Source organism: Flavobacterium sp. MAHUQ-57, from assembly GCF_051908335.1.
GTDB lineage: Bacteria > Bacteroidota > Bacteroidia > Flavobacteriales > Flavobacteriaceae > Flavobacterium.
Genome location: NZ_JBPZTE010000007.1, coordinates 616,193 through 638,200 on the forward strand (window position 1 = coordinate 616,193; position 22,008 = coordinate 638,200).

Annotated in this window: 19 protein-coding genes and 2 tRNA genes; 12 read left to right on the forward strand and 9 right to left on the reverse strand. The window is 35.5% G+C overall.

All coding sequences use genetic code 11. The annotated features are described in order from the left end of the window. Positions 1-76 precede the first annotated feature (76 nt). From ACS8MM_RS10825 to ACS8MM_RS10835, 3 genes are all read left to right on the forward strand, one after another. The gene (locus ACS8MM_RS10825; protein WP_379716583.1) at positions 77-610 is read left to right on the forward strand and encodes a YceI family protein; all 534 of its coding nucleotides are present in this window, start codon (positions 77-79) and stop codon (positions 608-610) included. 618 nt (positions 611-1,228) lie between these two features. Further along, positions 1,229-4,027 (forward strand): TonB-dependent receptor, encoded by a 2,799-nt coding sequence (locus ACS8MM_RS10830; RefSeq protein WP_379716586.1) that lies wholly within the window; start codon positions 1,229-1,231, stop codon positions 4,025-4,027. A 245-nt stretch (positions 4,028-4,272) separates the two neighbouring features. Further along, positions 4,273-5,226, forward strand: coding sequence for a tetratricopeptide repeat protein (locus tag ACS8MM_RS10835; RefSeq protein WP_379716589.1), 954 nt, complete (start codon positions 4,273-4,275; stop codon positions 5,224-5,226). A gap of 100 nt (positions 5,227-5,326) precedes the next feature. Here ACS8MM_RS10835 and ACS8MM_RS10840 read toward each other — a convergent pair whose 3' ends face one another. Beyond that, complete coding sequence (locus ACS8MM_RS10840; RefSeq protein WP_379716592.1) at positions 5,327-5,620, reverse strand: hypothetical protein; 294 nt, start codon at positions 5,618-5,620, stop codon at positions 5,327-5,329. 310 nt (positions 5,621-5,930) lie between these two features. Between ACS8MM_RS10840 and ACS8MM_RS10845 the strand changes: the two genes are divergently transcribed. Beyond that, positions 5,931-6,323 carry a DUF1801 domain-containing protein gene (locus ACS8MM_RS10845; protein WP_379716595.1) on the forward strand — a complete coding sequence of 131 codons (393 nt, stop codon included), beginning with the start codon at positions 5,931-5,933 and terminating at the stop codon, positions 6,321-6,323. 45 nt (positions 6,324-6,368) lie between these two features. Continuing rightward, a complete protein-coding gene (locus ACS8MM_RS10850) occupies positions 6,369-6,719 on the forward strand; it encodes a DUF2200 domain-containing protein (RefSeq protein ID WP_379716598.1) in 351 nt (116 codons plus the stop codon). Positions 6,720-6,782: 63 nt separating this feature from the next. Here ACS8MM_RS10850 and ACS8MM_RS10855 read toward each other — a convergent pair whose 3' ends face one another. Together ACS8MM_RS10855 and ACS8MM_RS10860 are read right to left on the reverse strand one after the other, a co-directional pair. Beyond that, on the reverse strand, positions 6,783-8,546 hold the full coding sequence (locus ACS8MM_RS10855) for a flavin monoamine oxidase family protein (RefSeq protein ID WP_379716601.1): 1,764 nt from the start codon (positions 8,544-8,546) through the stop codon (positions 6,783-6,785). After that, positions 8,536-9,756 (reverse strand): FAD-dependent oxidoreductase, encoded by a 1,221-nt coding sequence (locus ACS8MM_RS10860; RefSeq protein WP_379716604.1) that lies wholly within the window; start codon positions 9,754-9,756, stop codon positions 8,536-8,538. The genes ACS8MM_RS10855 and ACS8MM_RS10860 overlap by 11 nt, the downstream gene beginning before the upstream one ends. Positions 9,757-9,937: 181 nt before the next feature. Between ACS8MM_RS10860 and fabD the strand changes: the two genes are divergently transcribed. From fabD to ACS8MM_RS10875, 3 genes are all read left to right on the forward strand, one after another. After that, positions 9,938-10,807: an ACP S-malonyltransferase gene (gene fabD, locus ACS8MM_RS10865; protein ID WP_379716607.1), complete on the forward strand. Its 870-nt coding sequence runs from the start codon at positions 9,938-9,940 to the stop codon at positions 10,805-10,807. Between the two features lie 86 nt (positions 10,808-10,893). Then, the gene (locus tag ACS8MM_RS10870) at positions 10,894-11,145 is read left to right on the forward strand and encodes a hypothetical protein (RefSeq protein ID WP_379716610.1); all 252 of its coding nucleotides are present in this window, start codon (positions 10,894-10,896) and stop codon (positions 11,143-11,145) included. Positions 11,146-11,284: 139 nt separating this feature from the next. Continuing rightward, positions 11,285-11,500 (forward strand): hypothetical protein, encoded by a 216-nt coding sequence (locus ACS8MM_RS10875; RefSeq protein WP_379716613.1) that lies wholly within the window; start codon positions 11,285-11,287, stop codon positions 11,498-11,500. 63 nt (positions 11,501-11,563) lie between these two features. Here ACS8MM_RS10875 and galE read toward each other — a convergent pair whose 3' ends face one another. Beyond that, positions 11,564-12,577, reverse strand: coding sequence for a UDP-glucose 4-epimerase GalE (gene galE, locus ACS8MM_RS10880; protein ID WP_379716616.1), 1,014 nt, complete (start codon positions 12,575-12,577; stop codon positions 11,564-11,566). Between the two features lie 86 nt (positions 12,578-12,663). Then, a complete protein-coding gene (locus ACS8MM_RS10885) occupies positions 12,664-13,791 on the reverse strand; it encodes a DegT/DnrJ/EryC1/StrS family aminotransferase (RefSeq protein ID WP_379716619.1) in 1,128 nt (375 codons plus the stop codon). 95 nt (positions 13,792-13,886) lie between these two features. Between ACS8MM_RS10885 and ACS8MM_RS10890 the strand changes: the two genes are divergently transcribed. The 3 genes from ACS8MM_RS10890 to ACS8MM_RS10900 all read left to right on the forward strand — a co-directional run bounded on the left by ACS8MM_RS10890 (position 13,887) and on the right by ACS8MM_RS10900 (position 17,752). Next, positions 13,887-15,134: a 3-deoxy-D-manno-octulosonic acid transferase gene (locus ACS8MM_RS10890; protein WP_379716622.1), complete on the forward strand. Its 1,248-nt coding sequence runs from the start codon at positions 13,887-13,889 to the stop codon at positions 15,132-15,134. A 66-nt stretch (positions 15,135-15,200) separates the two neighbouring features. Continuing rightward, positions 15,201-17,348: a S46 family peptidase gene (locus tag ACS8MM_RS10895; RefSeq protein WP_379716625.1), complete on the forward strand. Its 2,148-nt coding sequence runs from the start codon at positions 15,201-15,203 to the stop codon at positions 17,346-17,348. A 194-nt stretch (positions 17,349-17,542) separates the two neighbouring features. After that, complete coding sequence (locus tag ACS8MM_RS10900) at positions 17,543-17,752, forward strand: hypothetical protein (protein ID WP_379716627.1); 210 nt, start codon at positions 17,543-17,545, stop codon at positions 17,750-17,752. A gap of 72 nt (positions 17,753-17,824) precedes the next feature. Here ACS8MM_RS10900 and ACS8MM_RS10905 read toward each other — a convergent pair whose 3' ends face one another. The 4 genes from ACS8MM_RS10905 to mutS all read right to left on the reverse strand — a co-directional run bounded on the left by ACS8MM_RS10905 (position 17,825) and on the right by mutS (position 21,343). Continuing rightward, positions 17,825-18,196 (reverse strand): DUF1508 domain-containing protein, encoded by a 372-nt coding sequence (locus tag ACS8MM_RS10905; protein ID WP_379716630.1) that lies wholly within the window; start codon positions 18,194-18,196, stop codon positions 17,825-17,827. A 219-nt stretch (positions 18,197-18,415) separates the two neighbouring features. Beyond that, a tRNA-Leu gene (locus ACS8MM_RS10910) sits at positions 18,416-18,500 on the reverse strand. Positions 18,501-18,522: 22 nt separating this feature from the next. Next, positions 18,523-18,595 (reverse strand) — tRNA-Gly (locus ACS8MM_RS10915). A 141-nt stretch (positions 18,596-18,736) separates the two neighbouring features. After that, positions 18,737-21,343 carry a DNA mismatch repair protein MutS gene (mutS, locus tag ACS8MM_RS10920; protein ID WP_379716633.1) on the reverse strand — a complete coding sequence of 869 codons (2,607 nt, stop codon included), beginning with the start codon at positions 21,341-21,343 and terminating at the stop codon, positions 18,737-18,739. Between the two features lie 146 nt (positions 21,344-21,489). On the opposite strand from mutS, the gene ACS8MM_RS10925 reads away from it, so the two are divergent. Next, entirely contained in the window at positions 21,490-21,960 is a 471-nt protein-coding gene (locus ACS8MM_RS10925; RefSeq protein WP_379716636.1) for a DUF1573 domain-containing protein, read from the forward strand. Positions 21,961-22,008 lie beyond the last annotated feature (48 nt).

Below are 22,008 nucleotides of genomic sequence, written 5' to 3' on the forward strand. Positions count from 1 at the left end.
AGATTAAGTATCTGACAGCCAACACCAACTTAACTTTGTCTTATCAAATTAGAATAAAAAATTTAAAAATAAAATTATGTCAACAACAACAAAATGGGCAATAGACCCAACACATTCAGCAATAGGATTTAAAGTAAAACACATGATGTTTACCAACGTATCCGGAAAATTTGAAAATTATGAAGCAGCTATCTTAACCGATGGTGATGATTTTACATCAGCTTCTATTGAATTCTCTGCCGATATCAACTCTATTGACACAAGCAACGCCGATCGTGACAATCATTTAAAAAGCGCCGATTTCTTCGATGCGGAAAACCATCCGAAGTTAACCTTCAAAGCCTCTTCCCTATCTAAAGTAAGCGGTGGAGAGTATGAAGTTGCTGGTGATTTGACCATGCGTGGTGTAACAAAGTTTGTTACGCTTCCGGCAGAATTCAGCGGATTAATGACCGATCCTTGGGGTAATACCAAAGCAGGTTTGAACATTTCAGGCAAAGTAAACCGTAAAGACTGGGGATTGAACTGGAACTCTGCGCTAGAAGCCGGTGGTGTGTTAGTAGGTGAAGAAGTAAAACTGGATATCGAATTGCAGTTGATCAAACAATAATTTTCATAATAATAATTAGTTTTAGTTTGTTTTTTTCATGAGTAACCCTGTACGAACGAGTTGTACAGGGTTATTTTTTTTTGTGATAATTTTTTTGTGATAATTTATTTTATCACAGAATTTTCATCACAGCTTTGTGATAATTTTTTTGTGATAATATATTTTCTCACTGAAAAAATATCACAAGTTTTCTAAACCGCACTACTTTTAGCAACTAGCGAGATACTTTCACCAATCTTATGAAAGGAGATTAAATTGACTATTGAATTGCAATAAAATCTCAAAAAAGTCTTCAAAATGGTTTAGGTTTCTAACACCCATTTTAGAGATAAAAAATAACATTTATCAGGCTTAATTGTTGTTTTTATAACAAAATAGGACTGTTTTTTAATCTAATTCTTACAATAATAAAATTCAAACGCGAATTCAGAACACAAAAAATCTTTAACACTTAAGGCAACGATTAGATAATAAAAAATCACTTTTTTTAGCATATCAAAAATTATTACCACTAAAAAAAACGATAAAGCAAATGGAATACGCCTTGAAAATGAATTGTAATTTTTCCTCTCATCAAACAATCCTTAGTTTTGCGCCCCAAAATTAAATTTTATACAAATGAAGAAAAAACTCTTTCTTTTCAGCCTAATTTTATCATTTTTCGCCTTTTTTACCTCAAATGCTCAAAATAATATAAAAATTACCGGCACAATACAAGACGCTAACACCCATCAAAACATTTATGGTGTTAAAATAGCTATAGTACCCATGACGGAAGAAAATGAAATCAACTCTACGTACAGTGATTTTACGGGAAATTTCATTTTAAAATCTAGAATTTCTGAAAACAGAATTAAGATCAGTTTTCTAAATTACAAAACGACTTACATTAAAATCAATGAAGTTTCTGTAGTAAACAACACGTTAGATTTACAAACTATATTTTTAGAAAGCGATATTGAAAAACAAATTGAAAACACTTCGTCAATTGTCGATGTTGTTGAAAACAGAAAATCACCTATTGCTTCTTCTACACTTTTAAACTCTGACATTCAAACACAAAGCTCAAACAAGGATTTCATCGAAGTAACCAATGATATGTCTGGAGCGTTTGTATCTAGAATGGGTGGTGGATTTGGTGATTCTCAATTACGTGTTAGAGGTTTTGAACAAAACAACCTAACTCCAATGGTTGATGGTATCTCATTGTATGATTTAGAAAATGGAAATGTAGATTGGAGTGGATTTATGGCTATCAATGATGCTATTAGTTCAATTCAGTTGCAAAAAGGACTTGGAGCTTCTAAATTAGTAAACTCTTCAGTTGCTGGAACAGTAAACTTAATTCTAAAAGATGCTTTTAGCGCTAGAGGAGGAAGTCTATTTACCGCAACAGGTAACAATGGATACAAAAAATTTGGTGCCTCTTATGGAACAGGAAAATTAAAAAATGGCTTCGGTCTTAATTTTATGCTTACCAATATTTCTGGAGATGGTTATATTAAAAACACCGATTTTAATGCCACTGGATACTTCATCGCTTTTGGTTATGAAAATCAAAAACATAATTTACAATTCAAATTATTTGGAACACCACAATGGCATAACCAAAGAAATACATCAATTGCATTGAACCAATATTTTGATCAAAATGACGCCAATCTTAACACAAAATACAATAGAGATTGGGGATATTATCAAAACAATCCTTATACCGCTGAAAGCAACAACAGCCACAAACCAATTGCTACTTTACAGTGGGATTATAAATTCAATGAAAATGATCAGTTATCTGCAAAAGTGTATGGATCAAAAGGGAAATCATCGGATGTAAGAATGAATGGTAATACCATTTTTACCAACGACACTCCCTATTTAACTTCAGAATTTGGTCAGTTTAACAATACTGCACAAATTGATTTTGATTATATCTCAGGTTATAATCAAGGACAACTGCCTTACGATAGATACAGCAACACGCCTACTATCTATAGAGCTGCATTAAACGGACAATACTTAAACTCAATTGTGGAAGATAGAATTTACACAGGTATTTCTCAAATTGCCAACAATAAAGAAATCAATTCGTACGGTGCTATTATCAACTTAGATAAAAAAATTGGAAAAATACTTAAAGTAAACACAGGTCTTGACTATAGAAAAACAGACTATAACAACTACAGAACCTTAGAAAATTTATTTGGAGCTGATGGTTATGCTGTATCGAATAATTACAATGACCTAACCACTACAATAAATGCGTATAACCAAATTGTAAACACTACCATTTCATCGCAAGACAATAACTGGAAGATCTTTAACAAAACGGACAATGCATCAAAAGTAAATTATGACTTTACTTCAAAGATTGACTATTTGGGAGCCTATATGCAAGTTGAAGCCAACTTTAATAAAGTAAACATTTTAGCGCAAGGTGGTTTTAACAGACAGTTTTTAAGCCGCACAATGAACAATCTTTTAACGAATACTACGAATAATTCAGCATCTGTTAATATTGACGGTTATAATGCGAAATTAGGTATCAATTACAACATCAATGAAAACCACAACCTTTGGGCAAATGGTGGTATCGTTTCTAGAGCTCCAATTTACACGAACATTTTCTCAAGTTTCTCTGATATTCCTAATAAATCATACAAAAACGAAGATTTTAAATCCGCTGAAGCAGGTTATGGATTTTCAACATCTAAGATCAACTTTAAATTAAATGGTTATTTAGCTTTCCACGAAGATTCAACAGTTCCTTACGCTAATAATACTTCTGGATTTTTTGGAGCAACAACTGGAATCAACAAAAAGAACTATGGTGTTGAAGCAGAATTCACTGTTAAGCCTACTAAAAACATTAGTATTTTCGGTGCAGTATCCTATGGTGAATGGAAATATACATCCGATGCTAAATTCACGTATTACGGTTCCAACAGAGAAGATATTTTATATGTGAAAGATAATTACATTGGAGGTATGCCTCAAACAATGATTAATTTAGGAGCCTCAACTTTCTTATTTAAAGGATTCCAATTGGGTACAAAAGCAAGATTCAACGATCGTTTGTATTCAAATGCTCCAATTGAGAAATTTGACCCGGTAACGTATACGTACTTTTTCAACTCGGTTATTGAATTGCCTAACTACCTTGTAGTTGACTCATTCTTAAAATACGATTTGGCTTTACAAAACGGACACCAACTTAATCTTTGTTTCAACATGGATAATGTGTTAGACAGAACGTATTTAATGGAATCAAACACAAGTTTTGGTTATGACCAACAAATTCCAAACACAACTTCAACTTATGGTCAAGTGTTTGGTGGTTACAAAGGTGTAGCCAAAGCCAACAATGCTTATTTCGGATTTGGAAGAACTTGGAATTTTGCTGTGAGATATAATTTCTAATACAATTCTTTTTATAAAAAAGGGGCAATGCTTAATGTATTGCCCCTTTTTTAGTGTTTGTAGATGTAGTGTAATCCTTTGGGATTTTAAAATTCTCTTACTTTATTTGAAAGCTGCTTTTTTGAAATTATTTTTTAAACTTTAAACGAAACAACGCGACTCCCAACCTTTGTTACATTATTAGCATCATTATCTATATGGCAGTATCGCCATTGCATCCCTTAAATACAACAAAACTATTTACTATGAAAAAACTTATAAAAACTCTTTGCATTTTACTTTCATTATCTGCCTTTAGCCAGAAAACAAAAAACAATGAAGACTTAATTCTTTTTGAAAGAACACTTGCCCTTCAGGAATTAGTTGATTACGAATTGATTGATTTACAAAATGTTGATGATACCATCTTGACAAAAGAAGAAAAAATAAAAAAGGAATTTGCTAAAGAAATCAAAGAAGACATTTTGCACAAAATAATTTCTGGTTATAATGAATTGATTGAAAAATTCCCTAAATCGAAACTTATCTTTAGAGCTCTGAACAACAAGGGATATGCCGAACTTCAAGCTAACATGACAGATAAAGCCAAAGAAACCTACTTAAAAATAATGAACAGTCAAGCAAATGATCAGGAAAAAGGAGGAATTGGCTCAGGCATTATGGCAGAACCTTATGCCAATTACAAAAACAGAGCATGTAAAGTGCTCGCTAAAATTGAAATAGATACTAAAAATTACAGCGAAGCATTACGCTATCTTGACCAAACTAATAAATACCCATACAGGCATTTTTGCGGCAATGAATATGCTGCTGATGCCATCTATATGGCAACCATGTATTCAAACTGTTACCTAGCACTGAATGACCATGAAAAAGCTTATGATGTATTATTACCCAATATTCTTGAAAATGGTTTGGCAGATAATTCCTATCTAATAAAAACCGCTTATGAAGCCTTGTTAAAAAAACACAGAAAAGAGGATCTGAAAATTGAATTCGAAAATGCTTTTAAAAACATCATCACCGAAAAAGAAATCAGTGGCAAATACGAGTACACTAATTATTATATCAAATTCCAGAATCGAAAAATACAATTAGAGCCTTGGAGTCTTGATGTCATTTCATCAGAAGATGATTTAAAAAAGGTTGCTACTAGCATACTAACCAATTCCGAATTTTACAAATTACTGACGCAATAGATTTCTTTCATTCCTTTGGCATAGATTAAATTATGAAAACAATCTGTGCCTACTTTTTTGCTTTTTCAAAAACGAAATACAATTGCCACTTGCGATAAAATCACACCTCAACTTCACCCACTGTAATCTTAAGTCGGAACGATGGTTCTTTCTCCAACTCTTCGAGCGAGATATACGTCAGAATATCTTCTTTGATTTCTGCTTTTTTGTTTTTACCGGCAAATTCGGAGATGATTTCAATCGCTTCTTGTAACGAATTGAACAGCATGGAGTCTTCGGATTCCTGGTTTTTATCCATCAATTCTATACTAAATGATTTCACAGCATTAGCATCCATATTTTGGATCTCTTTGTATAAAATTTCGGCGAACAGTTCCTTTTTCTCCTGGATCATTTTGAATCACTTTTGATTCGACCAAAGTATTACAAAAAGTGCTCCTGTACAATCACCAATTTTAGTGATTTTTTCTTCACCTGAACTAATGAAATCTTACTCCAAAAAGTGAATTGCCTACATTACCTTTTTAATTTTTCCCTATTAAGAGAGTTCCTTTTTTTGAAAAATAACTCATTCACTACTTATCTTTACTTGTCGAATTGAACAGCTACTCGTTGCTAAAAAATAGCAAATTGAAAAAAATTAAATCCTACAACCATTGCATATTACAAGTTTTTTGTAAATTTATACTTACAAAAATAGTATCATGAATTTAGACACAAAACTCTACAACAACCAACTAGATCCTGAAGAACAATTCATTTGTGAAACACTAGCAAAGGAAATCAACAAAGGACTACCTGAGGCCGAAAACAGAATTTGGCATGCGCATCCCGTATGGTTTTTAGACGACAATCCCGTTGTAGGGTATAGCAAACTTAAAGCAGGTATTCGACTGATGTTTTGGAGCGGTGATAGTTTTGATGAAGCACGATTAAAACCAGGGACAGGAAAATTTAAAGATGCCTCTATATTGTATACAGATGTCGAACAGATTAACACTGAAGACATACAACGTTGGCTGGAAAAAAGCCGAAATATCCAATGGGATTACAAAAACATCGTCAAGAGAAAAGGAGTTTTGGAACGTTTAAAATAATGGATTTCTTCCGTATATTGCCTCCAATTAAACTTAGCACAGAACATGGACCACACCAGAGTATACCGAATGTTGTTTTCAAGCGTGTATCCTTTATACATCCAAAAAGCCGAAAAAAAAGGACGCACCAAGGAAGAAGTAGATACGGTAATTTTTTGGCTTACCGGCTACAATGCACAAACCCTCCAGGAGCAAATTGATCAGAAAAGTGATTTTGAAACTTTTTTCTTGCAAGCACCCAAAATGCATCCGAATATTACCAAAATTACCGGTGTGATTTGTGGCTATCGTGTAGAAGAAATCGAAGACCCGATTCTAAAGAAAGTCCGCTACCTCGACAAATTGGTGGATGAATTGGCCAAAGGAAGAAAAATGGAGAAAATTTTACGGGAATAATACAATCGAAACAAAAACATCAAATTATAAAAAAACGGGGCAATTGCCCCGTTTCTGTTTGTATTACCATCCTAAATAATAATCCTTGTCTAACCAATACGGTCTTGACAATCCAAAATATTCCTGGAGCATTTTCTCGGCTACACAAAAAGCTCCTTCCACCCAACCTTGTTGATCAGAATACGCTTCACCAACAATGTGAATCGTTTCGGAAGCTAAAGGTTTGCGCATATAGGGCATTACTTCTTTCACTTCAAAACCAGCTTTCCAAGCATGATAACCCGCACCAAAAGGAGCATCGGTCCAATCTTTAAACCAAGTCACATACGGATCTGGAATTTTTACCGTTTCGCCATGCAATTCGCGCAATTGATTCATCAGTTCGTTGACCATCATCTGAGTGGCTTGAACGTCATTCAATTCCTGAAGTTCTAATAAGGAAGCCGATTTGTTTGCTTTTACTTCAAACAATAATTTATCATCTGATAATGCTTTCCAGAATGTCTCGGTCGACATATCTCCGTAACTTCCAAGTAGCATTGAGTTATTATTGGTCTCGTCTGTTCCAAAATAGTAGCATTGACGCATTGGCAAATCCGTAATTGAATGTCCGGATTCGATACCCAAATCTTTCCACCATGGGTATTCAAATCCCATCAGTATTTTAAATGCCGGCTCTTTAATCACAGAACGAATATTTTCATTGAGCACTGTTCTTTCATTACTATCAAAAAAGAAATTATTTTGATCCAACAACTCCAAAGATTGTCTCGGCATACCCAAAATAATGGTATTAGCATATACTTTCCATTGCGTATTGGTTGGCAGATTCAGAAAAACCAATTCGTATTTATGCGTAGCACTATTTACATGATCTTTGTTGAAAGTTAATAATTTGTTTTCGGTCCAGATTGTCGCACCCTCTTCGGCCAAATATTGATTTGCCAGAGCATAGGCAATACTATCGTATCCTTCCTTAATCGTCTTATAAGTTGGATTTGCCGAAAAATCACCCACCATATACGGGAACGCTTCCGCCGAATTCCAGTTGATAGTATTCGAGTAATAACCTCCTGCGTTGGCTAAGAAATCATATCCTTCCTGTGATACCCGGTCTTTAATTAAATTCCAGAAACCGATATCATTGACTTTTCTACCTTCATACGGAGAACCTTCAAAACAATAGCGCAACACTGGTTTCACCTGATCCCAATCCCAGCTCGTCAACATAAAAGTGTAATCATATTGAGAGGTTTGCTTCACTTTTGTTCCATAATTCTGTACAAACCAAGGATCGGCCATTAATACATCGTAAATGATTTTATTAAACAACTGATCCGAACTAAAGCCCAAATCGTCATCGTTCAAATAATAACGAGTAATGAATTTTTCACCATTACTTTGTGCAACATTCCAAGCATCTTGTTTGGTTCTTTCTTTTCTGAGATACATCAACAAATCAGAAGGATTTCCCATAGGAAACAGAATCGGATCCATTGGATAATCCAAGACTTTTGTTCTTTTATCTAAATCTGGTTCCGTCAACGGATAGCCTTCAATTAAGGTTGTAACAATTTCTTGAGACGTTAAGTAGCGCATTCCGCCCAATTCTCCCCAAAAATTCATTCCCGGCATAATCACCGACTCCAAACGACCGGCAATTTTTTTATTCAAATCAAAAATTTGCAGTTCACTTCCGGAATACTTTTTATCGGTAGTCAATCGGTAAGCACTATACAAACCCGATGTTCCAGCCCCAATAACAGCTACTTCAATTTTCAAATCGGGAGCCATCCCGTTGTTCAATGGTATGTTTTTATTGTTCATATACTTTTGTTTCTTGTTTGAATTCTCTGAAATAATTTTGTCCCATTTGGAACGGGGTGATATCGAAATCGGTTGAACCGTACATTGCCAAATCTGCTAATATTTTACCTAAATACGGAGTAAATTTAGCGGCCCAACCCGTAGCATAAATCACGATATTTTCATGATTTGGCACATAATCCGGTGCAAAATCGATAATCAATTCTTTATTCGGAAGTGTACTTAACGCAACAAGACAAGTTGAGGTATAATAGGGTTTCGGATCCATTCCGGTCATGTGATTTTCAACCCATTGAGAAGTATAAGCCAATTCCTGTTCGTTAGGAATCAGTGTTCTCTCGTTTGGCTCATCCAAAGGATTGATTACAAAATCAGGTGCCGTGCGAATAAATCCCGGATGATCCCAATCGACTTCAGGAAAACCATAAAACTGATTCCCGTTTTGACCGTCAGCATTTTGGAAGACAAACCAAGTGGGATACTGAATATTCGGATCGGTTTTTTTAAAATACGCTGAAGACATATTCCAATAAGTGGCAGCCACATCAAAACCCAATAGATTTGTTACACTGTTCATATAGGGACCAGGAACAAGCACCATTTTTTTACCCACACTTACTCCGTTGGGTGTTGTTACTTTGAATAGCTCACCTATCGTTTCGACATGGGTTACCGGTGCTTCTTCTTCCAGCGTCACATATTCACTTTTCACACACAAATCATACAAGGTTTGAATCGTTGCTTTAAAGTCAATACTCGCTCCATCTTTCTGAAACAATCCGGTATAATTTTCCGGTAAATTTTTAAAATGGAAGCGCTCTTCAATTTCGGTAGCTGTTAGAGATTCATAAGGAACTCCCAATTCCTGCAAGGCTTTTTCGGCTTCCGCAATGTTTCCTTCGGTCGATTGCACTGTTGGATCACCAAACCACAAAGTTCCCACTTTATCTCTCAATTTTTTTTGAGTATGCGATTGCAGTTCGTCCCAATAGGGTTCTGAATCCAAGGCCATTTGCACCATATAGGTTTCAGGGTACGGAATTCTAAATTGTCTGGATACTCCTGCAGAACTTCCCAATTGGTTTTTAAAAGTGAACTGCTCTAAGACCAGCGTTTTCACTTTTCTTTTACTTAAATGATATGCGGTAGCCAGCCCCATAGCGCCGCCCCCTACTACCACAATTTCAAATTCGTTTTCGTTTTTTTGCATAATAGTTTCGTTTGTTATTGCTCTCAAATTTCAAACTATTCCCCTTAATGCAAGCCCGTAAAACTACCTGTTTTAAAGTCGCAACAAAAAAACAGGTAAAGCGAATCGGCGGAAATTAAAACAGAAAAACCATTCTGTAAAAATTGTGTATTTTTGTCGGACTAAACTAAATTGATTCGAAATGAAAGCATATGTATTCCCTGGTCAAGGTGCTCAATTCACTGGAATGGGTAAAGATTTATACGAAAATTCAGCTATTGCTAAAGAATTATTCGAAAAAGCGAACGAAATATTAGGCTTCCGTATTACCGACATTATGTTTGAAGGTACTGCTGAAGAATTAAAAGAAACCAAAGTAACTCAACCGGCTGTTTTTTTGCATTCGGTAATTTTAGCAAAAACTTTGGATATTAAACCTGATATGGTAGCTGGTCACTCTTTGGGAGAATTCTCCGCATTGGTTGCCAATGGAACGTTATCTTTCGAAGACGGCTTGAAATTGGTTGCACAACGTGCATTGGCTATGCAAAAAGCATGTGAAATCACACCTTCAACCATGGCTGCTGTTTTGAATTTAGACGATAAAATTGTTGAAGATATCTGTGCTTCTATAGACGGAGTTGTAGTTGCTGCCAATTATAACTGCCCGGGGCAGTTGGTGATTTCGGGAGAATTAAAAGCCGTGGAAGAAGCTTGCGAAAAAATGAAAGAAGCGGGTGCAAAACGTGCATTAATTTTACCTGTAGGCGGCGCTTTCCATTCACCAATGATGGAACCAGCAAGAGAAGAATTGGCATCTGCAATTGAAGGTACTACTTTTAATACACCAAGCTGTCCGGTCTACCAAAATGTAACAGCGAGTGCTGTAAGCGACGCAACTGAAATAAAGAAAAACTTAATCATTCAATTGACAGCCCCTGTAAAATGGACCCAATCTGTCCAACAAATGATTGCTGACGGCGCAACATCCTTCACCGAAGTGGGGCCTGGAAAAGTTTTGGTTGGCTTAGTAAACAAGATCAACAAAGAAATTGAAACTATTTCTGCATAATTCTCATTATTTTTTTGGAATTAATACTATTTTTTTTATATTTTGCATAAAATAACCGCATTATTAATTCTTAAAATCTTAAAGAAATGAAAAAAACAATTTTAAGCTTAGCTTTTGTAGCTGCTTTAATGACATCTTGCAAAGAAAAAACTCAAGAAGAAGCTGCTCAAGCTGCTGACGCAGTTGCAACAGAAGTGTCTGACGCTGTGGATTCTACAGCAGCTAACGCTGGAGAAGTAGTAGATTCTGCAGTTTCTAAAGCTGCTGGTGCAACAGAAGCTGCTGCTGGTAAAGTAGAAGAAGTTGCAAAAGAAGCAAAAGAAGAAGTTAAGAAGTAGTTTAAAGCACTACGAACAATAGAAAAACCGGGCATTCCCCGGTTTTTTTATTTTTAGCTCCAAAAAATTTTTTTTTGAAATATATTTTCATATTTTTGCGCCCGAAATTCAATATTATTAATTCTAAAAACACAAGAAAATGAAAAACACAATTTTAAGCTTAGCTTTCGTAGCTGCTTTAATGACATCTTGCAAAAACAATGACGCTGCTACAACTGAACCAGCTGTTGAAACTGCTGACTCTACTGCTGTAGTTGCTGATTCTGCTGCTGTTGTTGCTGATTCTGCTGCTGTTGTTGCTGATTCTGCTGCTACTCCAGCTACTGAAGAAGTTAAAGAAGAAGTTAAAAAATAATTTTAACTGATCTTACAATAAAAAAACCGAGCAAGCTCGGTTTTTTTAGTTTATATCGTTTTCTTACTTCCTAATTTTCTGCTCCCAGTTCCAAGCACTTTCCAAGGCGTCTTTCAGAGAAAGTTCTGCTTTCCAACCCAAAACCTCTCTTGCTTTATCTGTATTCGCATAAGCTTCAGCAATATCTCCTTCTCTTCGACCAACAATCGTATAAGGTAGTTTTTGATTCGTAACCTCTTCAAAAGTCTGTATCACTTCCAAAACAGAAGAGCCCTTACCTGTTCCGATATTAAAAACCTCGACTTTTTCGAGATTTTTCTTTGCTATTAATCGCTTCAAAGCTACAACATGCGATTTTGCCAAATCCACTACATGAATATAATCACGAATTGCTGTACCATCCGGAGTTGGATAATCATCTCCAAATACCGACAATTTTGGTCGCAAACCTATTGCAGTTTGGGTAATAAAAGGCACTAAATTCTGTGGTACACCTAAAGGCAATTCTCCAATTTCAGAAGAAGAATGCGCACCTATAGGATTAAAATAACGCAATAAAACAGCTGTAATTGAAGACACTTTAGCAACATCCTGAATAATTTCTTCTCCAATTTGCTTTGTATTCCCATATGGCGACATTGCTGATAGCACAGGCGCCTCTTCAGTTATTGGCATTTTTTCCGCTTGTCCGTATACGGTACAAGAAGAACTAAAAATAAATTTCGCATGTTCTTTTTTCTGCAATTCCTGCAACAAATACACTAATGAATTGATATTATTTTCATAATACAATAACGGATTCTCCACACTCTCACCAACCGCTTTACTAGCTGCAAAATGAATTACTCCTTCGACATCTGAATATTTCCTAAAAAAATCCTGAACCGAAGCTTTGTCGCGTAAATCTATATTTTCAAACCATGGTCTAATCCCCGTTATTTTTTCAATACCACCAATCACCTCTTCTGATGAATTGGATAGATTATCAATAATCACAACTTCAAAACCTTCCTGTTGCAATTCAACAACAGTATGCGAACCAATAAAACCTAAACCTCCTGTTACTAATATTTTCATTTGAAGAAAAGAGAAAAGAAAAAGAGAAAAGAATTTTGAAAAATTACCTGTCGGACGTTCTCTTCTTTCTTTTCTCTTCTTGTATATTAAACAAATTCTAAAATTGAATCTGTGATAAACTTGATTTGTTCGTCATCTAATTCAGTATGCATTGGCAAAGCTGCTACTTCATTCACCAATTGATTGGTTACTGGAAAATCTGCTTCATTGTAACGAGAGTCGGCATACGCTTTCTGACTATGCAACGGAATTGGATAATAAATTGCACAAGGAATTCCCTTAGCTTGTAAATGCGCTAAGAGACCATCTCTTTTTCCATTCGTAACACGAATTACATATTGATGAAAAACATGATCGTCTCCATTCAAATCAAATTGGGGCACTACAATATTCGGATTTACAGCAAGCGCTGTATTGTATTTATTAGCCGCTTCCCTGCGCGCTGTATTATACGCATCCAAATGAGGCAATTTCGCTTTCAAAACCCCAGCTTGAATACTATCCAAACGAGAATTCACTCCAACCACATCATGATGATAGCGGACATACATCCCGTGGTTAACAATTCCTCTTAGCTTATGAGCCAGATCATCATCATTGGTAAAAATAGCACCACCATCACCATAGCATCCTAAATTTTTAGAAGGAAAAAACGAAGTTGCTGCCACATGGCCGATAGCTCCCACTTTTACTTTAGTTCCATTTTTCGAAGTATAATCTGCACCAATCGCTTGGGCATTATCTTCAATAACATATAAATTATGTTCACGGGCAATTTCCATAATCGCATCCATATTTGCTGCACGTCCAAATAAATGAACTGGAACAATTGCTTTGGTTTTTGGTGTAATTGCCTTTTTAAGCGCTTCGACAGAAATATTCATAGAATCCATTTCCACATCTACTAAAACGGGAGTCAATTGCAACAAAGCAATAACTTCTACCGTTGCAGCAAAGGTAAAATCGGCAGTTATCACCTCATCGCCTGGTTTCAAATCCAATCCCATCATGGCAATTTGTAAAGCATCAGTACCATTAGCACAAGGAATAACATGTTTTACTCCCAAATACTTTTCTAAATCGGCCTGAAACTGATGCACTAATGGACCATTAATATAAGTAGTCGTATCTAAAACCTCCTGAATCGAAGCATTTACTTCTTCTTTTATTTTATCATATTGACTTTTCAAGTCAACCATTTGTAATTTTTTCATAATGCAAAATTGTGAACACAAAAATAACAATTTAATGGCGGTTGCCAACGAAAATAAATCTATAAACTGTATTTTAGCCTCACAAAAATAAAAGTATGTTTCTTATATACAATCTTATTGTTCATATCGCTGAACTTTTAGTAAAAATTATCGCCAAATTTAGTCCAAAACTCAAGCTATTCGTTGATGGACGAAAGAATGTTTTTACCACATTATCCTCAAAAATCGACAAAAAAGACCAAACAATTTGGTTTCACGCTGCTTCTTTAGGAGAATACGAACAGGGTTTACCGGTAATGGAAGCCATCAAAGAAAAATACCCCAACCACAAAATCATTCTCACATTCTTTTCTCCTTCTGGCTATGAAGTACGAAAGAATAATCCGATTGCAGATCTCACGGTATACTTACCATTAGACACCCAATCCAATGCAAAAAAATTCCTTTCATTGGTTCATCCTGAAAAAGTATTTTTCATCAAATACGAATATTGGCCGAATTACCTCAACGTATTGCGAAACGATAAAATTCCGACCTATTTAATTTCTGGGATTTTCAGAAAAAAACAAACTTTTTTCAAATGGTACGGTGGTTTTTACCGAAAAGCATTATTTAGCTTTACTCATTTTTTTGTACAAAACAATTCTTCTAAAAATCTACTTCAAAGTATTGGATTCAACAATGTAACCATTAGTGGCGATTCTCGTTTTGATCGTGTAGCCGCAATTCTAAACAAAAACAACCAATTGGATTTTGTAGAAGAATTTTGCAAAAATCCATCCCATGATTTTAAAATGACTACCATTGTTATTGGAAGCTCTTGGCCGAAAGACGAAGAACTATTAGTCAATTATATCAATAGAACTTCTCACCGACTTAAGTTCATTATCGCTCCTCACAACATCAAACCCGAGCAAATTGCCAATCTAAAATCGGAGATTGCCAAAAAAACAATCCTATTTTCAGAAATGAAAGACCAAAAACTCTCTGACTACGATGTTTTGATTGTTGACACCATAGGACTATTGACCAAAATTTACAGTTATGCTGACATTGCATACGTAGGAGGCGGTTTCGGTAATCCAGGAGTACACAATATTCTAGAACCGGCAACTTTTGGCATCCCCATAGTAATCGGCCCCAATTACAGCCATTTCGCAGAGGCTACAGCTTTGGTAAAACAAGAAGGCTGCACTTCTATCACCAATCAGAAAGAAATGAATTACGCTTTGGATGTATTAGTACAAAATCCTGACGAACGTCACGAAAAAGGACACATTTGTAGCACTTTTGTCCAAATGAACAAAGGAGCTACCGATAAAATTCTGAATTCCATATCTTAACAAAAACTTAAAATAAAACACAAACAACTGTAAAATTGTAAATTGCACCACTATTAAATTGACATTATGAAATTTTTACGACTACTCTTTATTTTATTCGTTGCGCCAGTTTTTGCCCAACAAGGTGGAATGTGGATTCCTTCATTATTGAAAGGAATGAACGAAGCCGAAATGAAAAACCTGGGAATGAAAATCACTGCCGAAGACATTTATTCGGTAAATAAATCAAGCTTAAAAGACGCTGTTCCTCATTTTGATGGAGGCTGTACTGCCGAAGTTATTTCCCCAAAAGGTTTGATACTTACCAATCACCACTGTGGATACGACAACATCCAAAGCCACTCAACCGTTGAACACGATTATTTGACTAACGGTTTTTGGGCATACAAAATGGAAGAAGAATTACCCAACAAAGATTTATTCGTAACCTTTATTGTTCGCATTGAAGATGTAACTACTAAAGTATTGGAAGGCGTTAGCAATCTTCCGACAGAAGCCGAAAAGCAAAAGAAAATTCAGGAAAACATCGCTACATTAAACAAAACATTACCAAAAGAATCATGGCAAGACAACATGATTAAAACTTTTTTTGACGGTAATCAATACCTATTATTTGTTACAGAAACCTTTAGAGATGTGCGTTTAGTAGGTGCTCCGCCAAGTTCTATTGGAAAATTCGGTTCCGACACAGACAACTGGGTTTGGCCTAGACACACTGGCGACTTTTCATTGTTCCGTATTTATGCTGACAAAAACAATCGCCCTGCAGAATATTCGAAAGACAACGTACCATATACTCCGAAACACTTCTTCCCTATCTCTTTAAAAGGTATTCAAGAAAATGATTTCACCATGGTTATGGGGTATCCTGGAAGAACTCAGGAATACTTACCTTCATTCGCCGTTGAACAAATCATGAATGAATTGAATCCAGCGAAAATTGAAGTTCGTGATGCGGCTTTAAAAGTTCAGGACGGGTTTATGCGTAAAGACAACGCTATCAAAATTCAATATGCTTCAAAATATGCTTCAGTAGCGAATTATTGGAAAAAATGGATTGGAGAAACTAAAGGTTTGAAAAAAACCAACGTAGTAAACGTGAAGCAAAAATTTGAAGCCGACTTACAAACTAAAATCGAAAAAGCAGGCAAACAATCGGAATACGGCAATGTATTGAACGAATTCAAAACCAATTATGCCAATATCAGAGAATATGCTTTGGCGAGAGATTACTATACCGAAGTCGTTTTACGCAACACTGAGATTCTTTCTTTCGGTTCACGTTTGTTTCAATTAGAACAAGTATATAATGCTAAAGGAGAACAAGCATTTAATGACAGAAAAAACAATGCAATAGCTGCATTCGAAGGATTATACAAAGATTTCAATGCCAATGTAGATGAAAAAGTTTTTGAACAATTGATCAACATTTATGCTACAAAATCACCAAAACAATTTTTACCTTCAACTTTACAAAACATCAACGCATCAGAATTAGCAACCGATATTTTCAAAAACTCAAAATTAACGTCTTACAACGGATTGAAAGATTTATTGAGTGGAGATGCAAAATCGGTAATTGAAAAATTGAATCAAGACAAAGGATATGCTTTAGTAAAATCGATTGCAGAAGCTTACAATAAAAATGTAGCTCCAAAATTTGATGAAATGAACTTGAAAAATATCGCTTTGCAACGTACTTACATGAAAGCGATTTTAGAATTGAATCCAAAATCAGCTCGTATTTTCCCAGACGCCAATAGCACATTGCGTGTGACTTATGGAAAAGTAAAAGGCTACAAGCCGGCGGACGCGGTAACATATACACCAGTAAGTTATTTGGATGGTGTTGTAGAGAAATACATCCCTGGCGATTACGAATTTGATGTTCCAAAGAAACTAATCGACTTATACAACGCAAAAGATTACGGAAGATATGCTGACAAAAACGGTAAAATGCCTGTAGCTTTTATCGCTACAAATCACACCACAGGAGGAAACTCCGGAAGTCCTGCTTTGGATGCGAACGGAAATCTTATCGGATTGAATTTTGACCGTGTTTGGGAAGGCACAATGAGTGATATTTATTATAGTCCTGAAATTTGCAGAAACATCATGGTAGATGCTCGCTATATTTTATTTATCGTCGATAAATTTGCTGGCGCAAAAAATTTGGTCGAAGAAATGAAACTGATTCTTCCTAAAAAGAAATAATCAACTCAATATCAATATTTTAATGCGGATTTCATAATTTGGAGTCCGCATTATTTTTTGGCACGCAATTTGTAAATTAATCAGCACGGGTAAAGGGCGGAATTTTTAAAAAAAAAATCAAAAAAAGTTTTTCCTATCAAAAATTTTATATCTTTGCCCCGAATTAATAATTAACCTTTTATAATTTAAGTAAGATGAAAAAAGTTGTTTTAAGCTTAGCATTCGTTGCTGCTGTATTCGTTTCTTGTAAAGATCAAGCTGCTGAAGCTCCAGCTGAAGCTCCAGTAATGGAAGAGGCTGTTGTTGCTGATTCTGCTGCTGTTGTTGCTGACTCTGCTGCTGTTGTTGCTGATTCTGCTGCTACTGAAGCTGCTGCTACTGCTACTGAAGAAGTAAAAAAATAATTAGATACAATCTAGTGTTTTTAAAAAGCTCCGCATTGCGGAGCTTTTTTTTATCTATTAACAATAGACCACTTATACATTTTCTTCGAAAGCCTCAATTTCTGGAAAAACAAAATCATTGGTAGAAAAATCCAACATCTCAGCCATAGATCCAGAACGAACAATTTCATCAATACCTCTTTGCATCAAAAGTTGCGTAGTATATTTACGACTTGTAGCCATTTCTTTTTTATTGATAATTAGCCTAAAGTAGAATTTTCCACTAGAAGTCTTAAATCGCATAAAAATAGCCTCAGGAAGAGAAGTTTTGATCAACTCCACATCTTCCTCACATTCGAAACGCAATTCATAACTATCACTCGTCAGAATCGTCTTCCCTTTACGAGAAACGAATTCAAACTTGTAATCGTTATTACTTCGTTTAGTAATAACAAAAACCCCCATTTTACTTTTTTAGTTTGCGTAGATTAATAAGTATAATTGAAAATGAATCAGATAAAACCACTTCCCTATCATTTTACAAGCGAGGCAATTTAAGCATATTCCTGAAGTCTTTTTTAATTTCTAAAAGAATGTTTTCACAAAATGAAAACCCAAACTGTTTATAATTTATGGAAGAGTATAAAAACAAAAAAGCTCCAAACTTAATGTAAGGAGCTTTTGTACTCAAGGCGGGACTTGAACCCGCACGAACGAAATGTTCACTGGATTTTAAGTCCAGCGTGTCTACCAATTCCACCACTCGAGCAAATATATTTTCTAGGTAGTAGAGCGAAAAACGGGGTTCGAACCCGCGACCTCAACCTTGGCAAGGTTGCGCTCTACCAACTGAGCTATTTTCGCATTGCGTCTTTTTAAGAACTTCGCCATACTTGTTCCGTATTGCGAGTGCAAATATACAACAAGAATTTACTTCTGCAAGAACTTTTTGAAAAAAAATTACATCAATTTTTTAAGCTATTGAATAGTAATATTTTACAAAAATTATTTTTTTGAAATCATTCGCTTAATTTCATTCAATTTCATCAAAGCTTCAACAGGAGTCAGGGTATTGATGTCTAAATTTAAGATTTCCTCTTTGATTTCCTCCAAAAGCGGATCGTCTAAATTAAAAATACTCAACTGCATTTCGTCTTTATCCGATTGAATTCCACTCAATGCTTCCGCAGAATGGTTCTTTTCCAGTTTCTTTAAAATCTTTCCTGCCTTTTGAATTACAATTTGTGGCATTCCAGCCATTTTAGCCACGTGAATACCAAAACTGTGCGCGCTTCCTCCTTTTTCCAATTTACGAATAAAAAGAACGGTATCCTTCAATTCTTTAACAGATACGTTATAATTCTGAATTCGAGGCAAACTTTCAGTCATTTCGTTCAGCTCATGGTAATGCGTTGCAAACAATGTTTTCGGTTGAGCCGGATTTTCATGTAAAAACTCAGCAATTGACCAAGCAATTGACACTCCATCATACGTACTAGTTCCTCGTCCGATTTCATCCAACAACACCAAGCTTCTATCCGAAATATTATTCAAAATTGAAGCTGTTTCATTCATTTCCACCATAAAGGTAGATTCACCCATTGAAATATTATCACTGGCTCCTACTCTGGTAAATATTTTATCCACCATACCCATAGTAACCGATTCGGCAGGCACAAAACTTCCCATCTGTGCCAACAACACAATCAAAGCCGTTTGACGTAGAATAGCCGATTTACCCGACATATTCGGTCCGGTAATCATAATGATTTGTTGTGAATCTCTATCCAAATACACATCATTGGCAATATAAGGAACACCAATTGGCAGTTGCTTTTCGATTACCGGATGACGACCGTTTTTAATATCCAGCTCAAAAGATTCGTTAATCTCAGGTCGCACATAATTATTATCGATTGCTTGCTGTGCAAATGACGCCAAACAATCCAATTGTGCAATCAAATTCGCATTCAGCTGTACGGGCTTTATGTAAGTCGCAATCCAACTCACCAATTGTTCGAACAGCTGGTTTTCCAATTGCTGTATTTTTTCTTCGGCACCTAAAATCTTGGTTTCGTATTCCTTTAATTCTTCAGTGATATAACGTTCAGCATTAACTAAAGTTTGTTTACGGATCCATTCTGACGGTACTTTGTCTTTGTGCGTGTTACGAACTTCAATATAATAGCCGAATACATTATTGAACGAAATTTTCAGCGAAGGTATTCCAGTCGCTTCCGATTCTCTTTTTTCAATAGCGTCCAAAAATCCTTTACCCGTATTGGAAATATTGCGCAACTCGTCTAATTCAGCATTCACACCAAAAGCTATGGCATTTCCTTTATTAATAGCCACAGGCGCTTCCTGATTCAAGGTGTTTTGGATTTTTTCGCGCAACAAATCACAAGAATGTAAACTGTCACCAATAACTTTAACCGCTTCTTGTGGACTTTTCAACGCCAATTCTTTCACTGGAATAATTGCATCCAGAGATTCTTTCAGGTAAATCACTTCACGAGGTGAAATTCTTCCGGCAGCCACTTTAGAAATAAGTCGTTCTAAATCGGAAATTTGTTTAATCTGATATTGTATTTGCTGTAAAATATCCTGATGCTCTTTCAAATAACCAACCACTTCGTGACGGCCTTTAATTTTATTACTATCCTTTAAAGGAAGTGCCAACCAACGCTTCAACAACCTTCCGCCCATTGGCGACAACGTTTTATCAATTACATCCAAAAGCGTTACTGCATTTGGATTATAACTATGGTACAATTCCAAATTACGAATAGTAAAACGATCCATCCACACATAAGCATCTTCCGCAATGCGGTGGATTGAGGTAATATGTTGTATTTTTTTATGTTGTGTTTCCGACAAATAATATAAAATTGCACCCGACGCTATGATTCCGTGAGCTAACTCCTCAATTCCAAAACCTTTCAATGAATTCGTTTGAAAATGATTGGTTAGTGTTTCAACAGCATAATCTTCTTTGTACACCCAATCTTCTAAGTAAAAAGCATGAAAATTCTCTCCAAACGCTGTTTTGAAATCGTTTTTATTTTGTTTAGGAACCAAAATCTCACTTGGCCCGAAGTTTTGTAGCAACTTATCTACATACTCTTCATTTCCTTCCGAAGTTAGGAATTCACCTGTTGAAACATCCAAAAAAGCGACACCCAGCTGTTTTTTTCCAAAATAAACCGAAGCCAGGAAATTATTGGATTTAGACACTAAAACCTCATCGTTCATAGAAACTCCAGGAGTAACCAACTCCGTTACACCTCTTTTTACAATGGTTTTCGTCATTTTAGGATCTTCCAATTGATCACAAATCGCTACACGTAAACCTGCCTTCACTAATTTCGGCAAATACGTATTTAATGAATGATGTGGAAATCCAGCCAAAGCCGTTTCAGAATCGCTTCCGGCTCCGCGTTTTGTCAAAGTGATACCTAAAATTTTAGAAGCTCGGATAGCATCATCTCCAAAGGTTTCGTAAAAATCCCCAACACGAAACAATAAACAAGCATCCGGATACTTTGCTTTTATTTCATTATATTGCTTCATTAACGGCGTCTCTTTCGGGGCTTTTTCTTTTGCTGACAAAATATTATAATTTAAAAATACAGGCGACGAATTTACTTATTTTTGGCCTAATATTTGCTTAAAATATTTAACAACAATTTTCAGGAGATTTCCGAATTGTAAATTAAAATTATTTATACATTTGTTACATCAACAAAAAAAGTGTTATGAAAAAAATTATACTAATGTTTGCTGCAGTTGCCTTTTTAGGAACCTATACAGCTACCGCTCAGGAAGCACCTGCAAAAGCAAAAGCAAAAACTGAAAAGAAAGCAAAAAAAACAAAACTACCTAAGGTAGATGGTGTAGGATTGGTTTTCGAAAACGAAACAATAGACTACGGAACAATTGAACAAGGAGCTGACGGAAAACGCGAATTTGTTTTAACAAACAACGGGAATCAACCATTAATCATTAGTAACGCTCAAGGATCTTGCGGTTGTACCGTTCCAACTTTTCCAAAAGAGCCTATTTTACCTGGAAAATCAGCTGTAATCGGGGTGAAATATGACACGAACAGAGTTGGTCCTTTCACAAAAACAGTAACAATTACTTCTAATGCTACTGCTGGAGCTTCTAAAGTTCTTACAATCAAAGGAACCATTAATGCTAAACCAGGAGAAACTCCTAAAAGCTAATTACGAAAAACATTACAATACGAAAGCTCTCTATTTGGGAGCTTTTTT

What these genes read in the sequence shown, in the direction of transcription:
- ACS8MM_RS10825 (WP_379716583.1), top strand. Translation starts at nt 77, where the DNA reads ATGTCAACAACAACAAAATGGGCAATAGACCCAACACATTCAGCAATA.
- ACS8MM_RS10830 (WP_379716586.1), top strand. Translation starts at nt 1,229, where the DNA reads ATGAAGAAAAAACTCTTTCTTTTCAGCCTAATTTTATCATTTTTCGCC.
- ACS8MM_RS10835 (WP_379716589.1), top strand. Translation starts at nt 4,273, where the DNA reads ATGAAAAAACTTATAAAAACTCTTTGCATTTTACTTTCATTATCTGCC.
- ACS8MM_RS10840 (WP_379716592.1), bottom strand. Translation starts at nt 5,620, where the DNA reads ATGATCCAGGAGAAAAAGGAACTGTTCGCCGAAATTTTATACAAAGAG.
- ACS8MM_RS10845 (WP_379716595.1), top strand. Translation starts at nt 5,931, where the DNA reads ATGAATTTAGACACAAAACTCTACAACAACCAACTAGATCCTGAAGAA.
- ACS8MM_RS10850 (WP_379716598.1), top strand. Translation starts at nt 6,369, where the DNA reads ATGGACCACACCAGAGTATACCGAATGTTGTTTTCAAGCGTGTATCCT.
- ACS8MM_RS10855 (WP_379716601.1), bottom strand. Translation starts at nt 8,546, where the DNA reads ATGAACAATAAAAACATACCATTGAACAACGGGATGGCTCCCGATTTG.
- ACS8MM_RS10860 (WP_379716604.1), bottom strand. Translation starts at nt 9,756, where the DNA reads ATGCAAAAAAACGAAAACGAATTTGAAATTGTGGTAGTAGGGGGCGGC.
- fabD (WP_379716607.1), top strand. Translation starts at nt 9,938, where the DNA reads ATGAAAGCATATGTATTCCCTGGTCAAGGTGCTCAATTCACTGGAATG.
- ACS8MM_RS10870 (WP_379716610.1), top strand. Translation starts at nt 10,894, where the DNA reads ATGAAAAAAACAATTTTAAGCTTAGCTTTTGTAGCTGCTTTAATGACA.
- ACS8MM_RS10875 (WP_379716613.1), top strand. Translation starts at nt 11,285, where the DNA reads ATGAAAAACACAATTTTAAGCTTAGCTTTCGTAGCTGCTTTAATGACA.
- galE (WP_379716616.1), bottom strand. Translation starts at nt 12,577, where the DNA reads ATGAAAATATTAGTAACAGGAGGTTTAGGTTTTATTGGTTCGCATACT.
- ACS8MM_RS10885 (WP_379716619.1), bottom strand. Translation starts at nt 13,791, where the DNA reads ATGAAAAAATTACAAATGGTTGACTTGAAAAGTCAATATGATAAAATA.
- ACS8MM_RS10890 (WP_379716622.1), top strand. Translation starts at nt 13,887, where the DNA reads ATGTTTCTTATATACAATCTTATTGTTCATATCGCTGAACTTTTAGTA.
- ACS8MM_RS10895 (WP_379716625.1), top strand. Translation starts at nt 15,201, where the DNA reads ATGAAATTTTTACGACTACTCTTTATTTTATTCGTTGCGCCAGTTTTT.
- ACS8MM_RS10900 (WP_379716627.1), top strand. Translation starts at nt 17,543, where the DNA reads ATGAAAAAAGTTGTTTTAAGCTTAGCATTCGTTGCTGCTGTATTCGTT.
- ACS8MM_RS10905 (WP_379716630.1), bottom strand. Translation starts at nt 18,196, where the DNA reads ATGGGGGTTTTTGTTATTACTAAACGAAGTAATAACGATTACAAGTTT.
- ACS8MM_RS10925 (WP_379716636.1), top strand. Translation starts at nt 21,490, where the DNA reads ATGAAAAAAATTATACTAATGTTTGCTGCAGTTGCCTTTTTAGGAACC.